Raw genomic sequence first — 11,284 nt, 5'->3', positions numbered from 1 at the left:
CTTTATGAATTCCGCTAAATTTCGCTACAATACGGGCGAAATTTTTCTCAAGGATAGATATGCTGCCTGCTCTGCAAGATGTCGTTTCGCAGACTTTAACCGAACAAAAAGCGTGCGCTAGAGCTTTTAATAGATACCGCTACCTCAGTATAGCCGCCTTTTTTGCGGTCCTATTCGCAATAATGTCTCTAGACGGCGTTAAAGCAGACACTCCTCTAATAAAAATTGCCGAATTTTTGGGCGTATTGATCCTTTTTCAGATCTTTTGGATATTTTTTATGCATTGCGCCGGCCAAGAAACTGAAGCAGAAATTCGCTACTACAAATTTTACAAAGAGATATTCGTCCGCGCCGTAATAAACGATATAGATGCCGGTTTAAAATATGATCCATATACCGGTATGCAAGAAGAGGAATTTCAAAAATTTAGAATTTATAGGAAATCTAGGATCAAAAGCGAGGATCAGATTACGGGCGCGCACTGCGGGATTAAATTTAGCCTCAGCGAGGTACATAGTAATGGTAGGTTTTACATGAAAACGGATAATCCGCTCATAGCGGCGATTATGTTGATCAAAATATTCTACGATAACTATATGGACTTTGACGGCAACGTACTGATCTGCGAGCTCGCGAAAAAAACCTCGGGCAAAACGATAGTGGTAAGCAGGGAGCTAAACGCCAAGATCTTCGGCGAAAAAGAGATGATGGACGATGTGGATTTTATGCGCGATTTTCGCGTGTTTGCGGATGACAAAGTAGAAGCGCGCTATTTGCTAACGCCCGCGTTTATGGAGCGTCTGCGCGAAATAAATCGCGAAACGAGCGGCGAGTTCAGCTTGAGCGCGGTATTTATGGATGAGCGCTTATATCTATTTTTAAACGGTGCGCCCGATCTTTTTGAAACTACGCTTTTTGGTAGGCCCGCTAGTATAGAGCTCGCGCGCGAATACCAAACGCAGATCCGCAAAATTTTAAGCCTAATCGAGACACTGGGACCACAAATTAGCAGGACGCATTACAGCTGAAATTTTGTACCTGCTCATTTTAGGCTAGACGGAGTTTTCCGGCGAAGCATAATTTCGGCAAAACCGTAAAATTTAATCAGCGGCGCAATCTCTCGGCAGCCGTCCTAAATTTAATCAGCAATGCAATCTCTCGGTAGCTACCTGAAATTTAAACGGCGATACGATTAGAGATGAAAGTGCCTATCGCGCATAAATTTGAAGCAAAAACGCCTTGCCGTTGTCTTATAAATAAAATTTAACGCTCCGATGCTTCCTGGAAGCGACTCTTGCTTAGCTCTTCATGCTCAAAATAAAATTTGACCGCGTCTCGTATCGCAGCCTCTAGCTTTTAGTGCCAAACTCGCATAGCGACGAAATTTAATCGGCGGCGCCCGCGATGATGAAATTTAAAAGTAGATCCGCAAGGACGAAATTTAAATTTAAAAACAAAACCGCGATGAGAGTTAAATTTAGAACGTGCGGCGCTTACAAAAAAAGCTGTGCACCAAAACATATCTGCCTAGCGCATACTGCAACGACCTCAAGCGACGGCTCTACACGCAGGATTGTAAATTTAAATTATAAAGAATTAGATGAGGCGAAATTTAAAATTCCGCCTCCTAAGCGGAAAAGGATTAAATCGCCGCGTAGCGCACCATTAGGCAGGTTTGAAGCGCCGCCAGCTTATCAAGCGTGCTTTTTTGCACTTCGGAATCGACCAAAATGACCGCCAAAGCGTCCCCCTCCTCGCCTCTGCCTAAGCGGAAGTCCGCGATATTGATGTTTTCGTCGGCTAGGATCGTGCTTACAGATTTGATAACGCCCGGCACGTCGGTGTTTTTGAAGATTATCATCTTGCCCTTCGGCTTAAAATCGGTCTTAAATCCGCCGATATTTACGATGCGCTCCTCGCTGCCGTCAAAGACCGTACCTGCGACGTTTGAGATCGCCTCGTCGGTCATAATTTTTACCGCGATCTCGCTTTTATAGACGCTGTTTGCAAGCTCGCCGAAGCTCGTCTCGATCCCCTTTTCATCCGCAAGAAATTTAGCATTGACGTAATTTAGCGAATCGCCCAAAGAATCGTGCAGCGCGCCGACGATCGCAAAAACGAGCATCGATTTTAGATACTGCACCACCTCGCCGCTGCCCTCGATCGTGATCGATTTGATCGGGCCTTTGTTGATCTGCGCCGCAAGATAGGCCATTTTCGAGACCAAATTTATATACGGCTCGATACCGCGCGGCAGATCCTCGAGCTTAAGCGGCAAATTTAAAGCGTTTGGATAGTTTAAGCCGCGTGCGGCGCTGATCGCCTGCTCTGCGGCTTCTCGGGCGATATTGCTTTGCGATTCGAGCGTATTTGCGCCAAGATGCGGAGTCGCGCTTAAATTTTCGATATCCAAAAGCTCGTGATCGGTCGCAGGCTCTTTGTCGAAAACGTCGATGCCGAGATACGCGATCTTGCCGCTGCGTAGATTGTTTGCGAGCGCTTTTTCATTATACAGCCCGCCTCTAGCGCAGTTTATTAGGCGCACGCCGTCTTTCATCTTCGCTATTTGCGGCTCGCCTACCATATTTATCGTCTCTTGATTTTTCGGCGTATGGATCGTGATGAAATCGCAAGATAAAATTTCGTCGAAATTTTTCGTATATTTTACTCCGAGCTTCGTGGCCTTCTCGGGCTCGATATACGGATCGTAGGCGATGACGTTCATCCCAAACGCGAGCGCACGCACTCCTACGCGCGAGCCAATGTTTCCAAAGCCGATGATACCGAGGCTCTTTTTATAAAGCTCGGTACCATACCATTTCTCGCGCTTCCAAATTCTATTAATTTTCAGATCGTTGCAGGAATTTACATATTTGCGCGCAGCATTCAGCAGATGGCACATGGTCATTTCGACCGCGGCGATGGTATTTGCCGTAGGTACGTTCATCAAAATAATGCCGCGCTTGGAGCAGCCGTCGATGTCGCAGTTATCGACGCCTACGCCCGCGCGCACGATCGCTTTTAGCTTGGTGCCGGCATTTAGAAATTTCTCATCCACCGCCGTAGAGCTTCTGGTAATCGCGACGTCAGCATCGCCTAAAATTCCGTATAGCTCGCTCTTGGGCACGCTCGTGGCGTCGATTACTTTAACGTCCGATTCCTGCTTAAGCAGATCGAAACCGATTTTGTGGATTGCGTCGCAGACTATGATAGTTTTCATTAAATTTAACCTTTTGAAGTAGGTCCGCAAGGCGGAGATGCCTTGCGGAAAGAGTTTTATTTATTTAGTTGATCTTTGATCAGATCCCCTAGGCTTTGCTTCTCGTCGTCGTTGCTATTGATCTCGTTTAGCGCCTCGCGCTCCTTCTGATGAGCCAGTCTGCGCACGCTTAGGCGGATTCTATTTTTCTTCTCGTCGATGAAAGCGATCGCAGCCTCGATCTCGTCGCCCACTTTTAGGCTATCTACGCTTACGTTGCCAAGATCTTCCTTGCGGATAAGCGCGTCTATACCGCCTCCAAGCTCGACAAAAATTCCGAACTCTTTAATATCGCGGATCTTGCCTTTTACGACATCGCCTTGATTGTGGTTCTTGGCAAATTCGCTAATAGGGCTATCGCCGAGCTCTTTGTGGTTTAGAGAAATTTTTTGAGTATCTTTGTCGATCTTGATGATCTTAACCTCGATCTCGTCGCCTACTTTGAATAAATTTTTGCACTTCTCGCCGCGATCCCACGAAGCGTCTTCGTTATGTAAAAGCCCCTCTACGCCGTCGATCCTCACAAATGCGCCGAAGTTTGTAATCGTAGTGACGCTGCCTTTTAGCACGTCGCCCACTTTATGCTTAGCGACAAACTCGTCGAACGGCTTGGTGAGTAAATTTTTAAGGCTCACGCGCAGCCTGCGCTCGCTAGGGTTAATCTCTACGACCTCGACGTTGAGCTCCTCGCCCTCGCTGATGAAATCTTTCGGATTTTTGATATTTTTATCCCATGAAATTTCGCTGATATGCAAAAAGCCCTCGATGTCGTTGCCAAGATCGACGAACGCGCCATAAGGCTCGATATTACTTACTTTTACGCGGATAGTATCGCCCACTTCCAGGCTATCTTTGATCTCGTTCCAAGGATCGGGCATCGCCTCTTTGATCGAAAGAGAGAGATGCTTTTTATCGTTATCGTATTTGATAACCTTAACCGGAACCTTATCGCCCTCTTTGTAGAGCGAGCTCGGATTTACCGGGCCTTTGTATGAAATTTCGCTGTAGTGCACGAGTCCGTCCACGCCGCCCACGTCTACGAACATACCGTAGGTGGTGATCTTTTTGACGACTCCCTCGATGATGCCCTCGGTAGCGACTACCTTTTCGATCGCCTCTTTGCTTGCTTTACGATCCTCATCAAGCAGCTTCTTGCGCGATACGACGACGCTTTGCTCATCTCTATCGACCTTGATGATCTTTACTTTGAAATTTTTACCGACAGCGCCATTTGGGTTTTTAAGCGCACTTTGCGAACGAGGCATAAAAAATTCCACATCATCTGCGTTAGCACAAACGAAACCGCCCTTATTAAACGATAGAATTTTAACGTCATAAACATTTTCTGCGTTTTCATCATAGGAGTCGATGAACGCCTTTACTTTTTCCTTCTTTAGAGCCTTTTTATACGATACGACCGGGCGACCGCCTCTGCTTCCGATAATAGCGACTTTGATGTCATCTCCTACATTAACCTGCGGATTTCCTTGATCGTCGCTAACCTCGGCGGCGTCCAAAATGCCCTCCGACTTCCTGCCTACGTCTATGAAAACCTCGCCGTCCTTAAGGGCGATAACCTTACCTGTGACGACCTCGTCGCGAGACTTCCCGGCGTCATACTCCTCTAACAATGTCGCAAAATCTTCCTCTGCGTGGTTTTGAACCTTCTCGTTCACCTCAGCCATATGCTTCCTTTAAATTTATTTGTGCTTTTTTGAAAAGAACTAAAATGCGCGATTCTAGCCAAAATTTGCTTTCGATTTGATAAATTTCTAAGAGTAAATTTGATAAGAGGGCTTATAAATTCTGCGTTAGACTTTCGATTTGCGCCACTACTTTTTTGATGATCCAATCAGGCGTGCTAGCTCCTGCGGAGATGCCGCAGAGGCTTTTGTTTTCAAACCACGAGCGTTCAAGCTCGCTTTCGTTCTCTATAAGATAGCTGTCTTTGCAAAAATTCTGCGAAATTAAAAAAAGCTGTTTGGTGTTGGAGGAATTTTTCCCGCCTACGATTATCATCACGTCGGCCTTTTGCGACAGGCTTTTTACGGCCTCTTGATTTTCCAGCGTCGCATTGCAAATCGTATTAAAAATTCTCAGCTCCCTTGCGCGTTGCATCAAAAAATCCGCGATTTTGGTAAAGCTTTCTATCTTTTTCGTAGTCTGCGAAACGAGCGCGACGCGAGTCCCGAGCTTAATCTGTAGTAACTCCGCAGGCTCCAGCACTACGTAAACTCTTCCTTTGGCGTAGGATTTCACGCCCTTTACCTCGGGATGATTTTTATCGCCGAAGATCACAATGTCGTAACCCTCCGCGCTCATCTTTTCTACGATCTGCTGCGGCTTAGTCACGAAGGGGCAGGTAGCGTCGATGAGCTGCTTGTTTTGCGCTTTTAGGTTTTGCAGATCGTCCTTTTGGATGCCGTGCGTGCGGATGATGAGCTTTTGCTCGTCCTTGATCTCGCTAACGCCCTCCAGGGTTTTGACGCCGAAATTTTGCTTTAGCCTATTGATCTCTTCGGCGTTATGTATCAGTTCACCGATCGTAGCGGCCTCACCGGCGCTTTCTGCGATCTTGATCGCGCGCTTGACGCCGAAGCAAAAGCCGTAGCTTTTGGCCATCTCAATCTTCAACGCCGGCTCCGATCTGTCTTAAAATCGCGGCAAAATTTGGAAACGACGTCGCGATACAATCGCTATCTTCGATGATCATCCCCGATCTTAAGCCCAAAATCGCAAAGCTCATCGCGATGCGGTGATCTCCGCACGGCGTGATAATCGCTGCGTTTGCCTCGCCGCCTTCGATCTGCCAGCCGTCCTGTAGCTCGCGCGCCTTGATACCGCAGGCACGAAGCCCTTCGCAGGTTACCTTTATGCGGTCGCACTCCTTCACGCGCAGCTCGGCGGCATTTCTAAGCACGCTACTTCCCTGCGCGCAAGCAAAGGCGATCGCAAGCGCAGGCGCTTCGTCTATAAGCCAGGAGATGTTTTCGCTTACCTCCACGGCGTGAAGCGGCGCGTAAGCGACCTCTATATCGCCGATCTGCTCATAAATTTCGCTCGTTTTATGAAATTTTACCTCGGCGCCCATGCGTTTTAAAATTTCATACGCCTCTATGCGGGTTTTATTTAGCAGCATATTTTTTAGCACGATACGCGAGCCAGGAGTTATCGCCGCGGCGACGGCGAAGAAAAACGCCGAGCTGGGGTCGTTTGGGATAAAAATTTCAAACGGTTTAAGCGGAGAGCTAAGCGGCGCGACTTCGATCGCAAGGCCGTTTTGCGAAATTTGCGCGCCCATCGCTTTTAGCATCCGCTCGCTGTGATCGCGGCTAAGCTCGGGCTCGCTAAACCTGCACCCGCTGCCGCGCAAGGCCGCTAAAATTAGAGCGGTCTTTACCTGCGCGGACGCGATTTTACTCGCGTATTCAAAATATCCGAGCTTTTGTCCGAGCACCGCAATCGGCGCCTTTTCGCCGCCTGCTCGTCCGTAAATTTTAGCGCCTACTTTGCAAAGCGGATCCGCAACGCGCCTCATCGGGCGCTCGCTTAGATACCGATCGCCGCACAGCACGAAAAAGCCCTCGCGTCCCGCCAAAAAGCCCATAAATAGCCGCATCGCCGTACCGGAGTTGCCGCAATCAAGCGGAACGTTAGGCTCTTTGATAGCGGCGGGAGGAGTGATTAAAATTTCGCTCGCGTCGCGCTGCACGCAAGCGCCCAAAAGCTCCACGATCTTTAGCGTATTTAGCGTATCCTCGGCGGCTAGATAGTTTGAAATTTTACTCGTCCCCTCCGCTAGCAGCGAAAAGATCGCCGCACGATGCGAGATCGATTTATCCGCGGCGATGTTTGAAATCTCCGCTCGCAAAGGGCCCGCTTGCGCAAAAATTCTCATCGCAGCCCAAGTCCCAGCTCGCTACTAAGCGCGGCTAAAATTTTATCGGTAAAGCCCGCCACTTCCTCGTCGCAGAGCGTTTTTTGAAGGTCTTGAAATACAAGCCTGATCGTCAGGCTCTTTGAATCGCCCAGGCTTTCGTCGCCGTAAAGATCGCTCGGGATAAATTCCTTTAGCGCCTCGATTTTAAGGGAGTCTATACACTCTTTGATCTGCTCGAAACGCATTCCGCTCGGCACCAAAATGCTTAGATCGCGCGATACGCTAGGAAATTTCGAATAAGCGTCCGCTACGATATTTTCAAATTTAAGCTTGGAAAAATCGATCTCGCACAGATAGCTTTTATCCAGATCGCGCCCTGCTTCTACGGCGTAATCCACGCGCCCGATAAAGCCTACTATCTCGCCGCCCTGCTCGATCTGGGCTTGCTCGAATTCGCTTAAAAATTTCAAATTTTCGCCAGGCAGCCTGACATTAAATTTACCGATGACGCTTTGGATTAAATTTGCAAAATACAAAAAATCCGCCGCGGCGGGTTTCGCGCCGGCCGCGATAGAGGGCTCCGCCTTTAGTCCGCTAGCGATAAAGCCCAGCCTTAAGCTCTGCGCGCCGCTTTCGTCAAAGACCTCTCCTAGCTCAAAAAGCTTGACGCTTCTGCGAGAATTCTTTAAATTTCGCTCAGCAGATTCCAGCAGATGATTAATCAGCGTCGGTCTTAGCGCGTCCAGCTCGCCGTTTATCGGATTTAAAATTTTAACCTTGCACGGCGCAAAGCCTAAGTTTTCTAGCGCCTTGCCGTCGTCAAATACATAGTGCACGCATTCAAAAAATCCCACTGCTGCCGCCTTGCTGCGAAGCTTGCGCCCATTACATAAGCTTACGTAGGTATTGTTTAGGCGGTTTTTTTCGTAGAAGCTTAGCGGCGCGGCGGCGATATTATCGATGCCCACGATACGCACGATCTCCTCGCACACGTCGTGAGAATTTACGATATCGTGGCGGAAAGGCGGCACCTTGGCGGTGATGAGATCGGCTTCGACGCCCACATCAAAGCCCAGCCTTTTTAAAATTTTTACGATCTTGTCGCGTGGAATTTGCGCGCCGATCATTGAGTTTATCTCTTTTTCGCTAAAGCCCACGATAAGCGGCTCCAAAGCATTTGAAATCTTTTGTGTGCCCGCATATAGGCTAACGGCGCTGTTTTTTACTAGCAATCTAAAGAGCAGATCAAGCCCCGCTCTTAGCTTTGGCTCGCTGCCTCTACTTGAGCGATACACATGCTCGTCGCCTTTTAGGCCTTTGTTTTCGTTTACTGCTCTGGCGATAATTAGTGGCGCGGTGTAGTTTGCCTCTAATAGCACCACTTTGCTACTGCAACACGCCTTTAGCTCCGCGTCTTGGCAAATCCCTGCTACGCTAAGCAATCTCTTGCCCGCATAAACGCCGAACTCGCCGTTTGGCATAGGCTTTATGTCAAGCGCTACCTTGCCATCTGCGGAAGCGATCTTTTCAAAATCATAAGCGCGCAGCAATACTCCGGTAGAGTGAGTAGCGTAGTTGATGAAATTTTGCACCGCGCAGCTTTGCAAAATACCAACGCTTGCAAGACGCAAGGTCTGCTTTAAATTTAACTTCAGCTCGCCTTTGATCTCGTAAGCTCGAAAAGCAAATTTAGCGCTTACCTCATCGCTTGCACGCACGCTTAAAATTCTACCGATACCAGGTGCTCCGTCGGCATCTTCAAATTCGTGCTTTTCCTTTAGCGGCAGATCAAGCGCTGCGCCTAGATCGCGCGCTATGCCTAAGATGCTAAGGCAGTCGCCGCGATTAGCGGTAAGCTCAATCTCGATAAGATCATCATTAAAAATTTCATACTCGCGCAGCTCCTTGCCCAGCACGAGCTCGCCGATACTGCTATCAAGCACCATAATGCCGTCATTCGTCTTAGCAAGTCCAAGCTCCGTTGCCGAACAGATCATGCCAAAGCTCTCCACACCGCGAAGTTTGGCAGGCTTTATCTCAAGGCCGCTAGGCAGCACGGCGCCGATTAGGCTAACCGCGACGTATTGCCCTGCCTCGACATTTTTCGCGCCGCAGACGATCTGCAGACTCTGCTTACCGACATCAACCTCGCAGACATTTAGATGATCGGAATTCTCGTGACGACGCTTGCTTTTTACGAGTCCTACTACGACGCCTTTAGGAAGCGAAATTTTATCGTGAGCGTCAACCTCAAGACCGATGGAATTTAGCGTAGAAAGCAGCCTTTCGCTTGAAATTTCGCTTATGTCGATCCACTCCTGCAACCAATTTCTCGTTATTATCATTTAAACTGCTCCAATAATCTAATATCGCCTTCAAATAGCGAGCGCAGATCGGGGATACCATGTAGCAGCATCGCAAATCTCTCCACGCCGAGCCCGAATGCGTATCCACTGACGTTTTTCCAGCCTACCGCCTTAAAGACATTAGGATCGACCACACCGCTGCCTAGTACCTCGAGCCATCCCGTCTGCTTACAGACGCGGCATCCATGCCCGTGGCAGAAAATACAGCTGATATCGACCTCAGTGCTCGGCTCCGTGAACGGAAAGAAGCTCGGACGGAAGCGCACCTTTACGTCTCCAAACATATAGCGCAAAAATTCCTCTAAAACGTATTTTAAATTCGCAAAGCTCACGCGGTCTCCCTGCTCGACTACGAGACCCTCCACTTGATGAAACATCGGCGTGTGAGTTAGATCCATATCGCGGCGAAATACCGCACCGGGGGCGATCATGCGCACCGGCGGAGCTTTAAATTTTTCCATCGTGCGGATCTGAACGCCGCTGGTGTGCGTGCGTAGCAGCCGCCCGTCGTTCAGATAAAACGTATCTTGCATATCGCGCGCCGGGTGGTATTTGGGTAAATTTAGCGCTTCAAAATTATGGAAGTCGTCCTCGATGAGCGGGCCGCTTTCGACGCTGAAATTTTGCGCGATGAAGTAGTCTATGATCTTATCCATCGTCTCCATCACCGGATGCAGCGCGCCGCAGTTTACGTTTTCGTTAAAAAGCGTGACGTCGATTGCTTCATTTTTCATCGCCTTTTTTTGCTTCGCCTCTTCCAGGCTCGCCTTTTTTGCGGCGATGAGCTCGCTAAAATAATCGCGCTTTTCATTCGCGCTTACGGCAAGCTCTTTTTTCTGCTCGGGCGCTGCGGATTTGAGCTCGGAAAAAAGCGCTGTTATGATGCCTTTTTTGCCAAAAAGCTCCAAGCGCACGGCTTCCAGCTCGCTTAGGCTCGATGCGGCGTCGATTTTTGCTTTAATCTCTTGCAAATTCTATCCTTGTAGTTAAATTTAATGGCGCGATTGTAGTTAAAATTTGATAAAAGCTAGGTAAATTTGCGTGTTTGGATTTTTTGGCTATAATCGCGGCTAAATTTCAACCCTCATAAAAGGATCTAAAATGAACGTCTTCGAAAAGATCGTAAACGGCGAAATCCCGTGCAACAAAGTGTTAGAGAACGATGAATTTTTGGCTTTCCACGACATCAACCCAAAAGCGCCGATCCACATCCTGGCGATCCCTAAAAAATGCTACGAAAACTTCCAAGTAACGCCTCCCGAAGTGATGAGCAAAATGAGCGCTTTTATCCAAGAAGTAACTCGCAAAATGGGGCTTGATAAGAGTGGATACCGTCTTGTTTGCAACTGCGGCGAAAATGGGGGTCAGGAGGTGATGCATCTGCACTTTCATATCCTAGGCGGAATAAAACTACCGTGGGACCATGTCAGCGACCGCAATACCGAAGAGAATTTTTAAGACTAGAGCTTAATTCTATAAAAACTAAAATTCCGTGAAATTATAAAATTTTACGGAATTTGCGAAATTCTTTGAAATTTTTAAAATTCCGCTTCATTTATAAACACCGAAGTTTTAAAAATAATCAAAATAGTAAAACTACAAGCTAAAATTTATCATCAGACGCTAAAAAGAAATATAAATATCTTTTAGCAAATGCCACTCTTTAGCTACAAAGCCTTAGCTCTTAGAATTTTTACGGCTATGAAATTTGAAATCGACAAGAAATTTTAACGACACGGCAAAATTTTAAATTAGACCGAGCCTTATAAAAAGAGTTGT

Annotated in this window: 8 protein-coding genes; 2 read left to right on the top strand and 6 right to left on the bottom strand. The window is 47.8% G+C overall.

Annotation, left to right across the window (positions count from 1 at the left end; all coding sequences use genetic code 11):
• Window positions 1-59 precede the first annotated feature (59 nt).
• Window positions 60-1,028 carry a DUF3137 domain-containing protein gene (locus tag Q0135_RS01655; RefSeq protein WP_297987736.1) on the top strand — a complete coding sequence of 323 codons (969 nt, stop codon included), beginning with the start codon at window positions 60-62 and terminating at the stop codon, window positions 1,026-1,028.
• Window positions 1,029-1,642: 614 nt separating this feature from the next.
• Here Q0135_RS01655 and serA read toward each other — a convergent pair.
• From serA to pheS, 6 genes are all read right to left on the bottom strand, one after another.
• Complete coding sequence (serA, locus tag Q0135_RS01650; protein WP_297987734.1) at window positions 1,643-3,220, bottom strand: phosphoglycerate dehydrogenase; 1,578 nt, start codon at window positions 3,218-3,220, stop codon at window positions 1,643-1,645.
• Window positions 3,221-3,276: 56 nt separating this feature from the next.
• On the bottom strand, window positions 3,277-4,944 hold the full coding sequence (locus tag Q0135_RS01645; RefSeq protein WP_297987731.1) for a 30S ribosomal protein S1: 1,668 nt from the start codon (window positions 4,942-4,944) through the stop codon (window positions 3,277-3,279).
• A 112-nt stretch (window positions 4,945-5,056) separates the two neighbouring features.
• A complete protein-coding gene (locus Q0135_RS01640) occupies window positions 5,057-5,893 on the bottom strand; it encodes a 4-hydroxy-3-methylbut-2-enyl diphosphate reductase (protein ID WP_297987730.1) in 837 nt (278 codons plus the stop codon).
• Window positions 5,883-7,157, bottom strand: a complete 1,275-nt coding sequence (gene aroA / locus Q0135_RS01635) for a 3-phosphoshikimate 1-carboxyvinyltransferase (protein ID WP_297987728.1) — start codon at window positions 7,155-7,157, stop codon at window positions 5,883-5,885. Before aroA ends, Q0135_RS01640 begins: the two co-directional genes overlap by 11 nt.
• On the bottom strand, window positions 7,154-9,484 hold the full coding sequence (gene pheT, locus Q0135_RS01630; RefSeq protein ID WP_297987726.1) for a phenylalanine--tRNA ligase subunit beta: 2,331 nt from the start codon (window positions 9,482-9,484) through the stop codon (window positions 7,154-7,156). The genes aroA and pheT overlap by 4 nt, the downstream gene beginning before the upstream one ends.
• Entirely contained in the window at window positions 9,481-10,476 is a 996-nt protein-coding gene (pheS, locus tag Q0135_RS01625; RefSeq protein WP_297987724.1) for a phenylalanine--tRNA ligase subunit alpha, read from the bottom strand. The genes pheT and pheS overlap by 4 nt, the downstream gene beginning before the upstream one ends.
• Window positions 10,477-10,606: 130 nt before the next feature.
• Between pheS and Q0135_RS01620 the strand changes: the two genes are divergently transcribed.
• Entirely contained in the window at window positions 10,607-10,963 is a 357-nt protein-coding gene (locus tag Q0135_RS01620; protein ID WP_297987723.1) for a histidine triad nucleotide-binding protein, read from the top strand.
• Window positions 10,964-11,284: the final 321 nt, after the last annotated feature.

The sequence above is a fragment of the uncultured Campylobacter sp. genome (assembly GCF_937981295.1).
Taxonomy (GTDB): Bacteria; Campylobacterota; Campylobacteria; order Campylobacterales; family Campylobacteraceae; genus Campylobacter_B.
The sequence above is the reverse complement of the archived record's forward strand: the minus strand, read 5'-3'. Positions and strand labels throughout refer to the sequence as shown.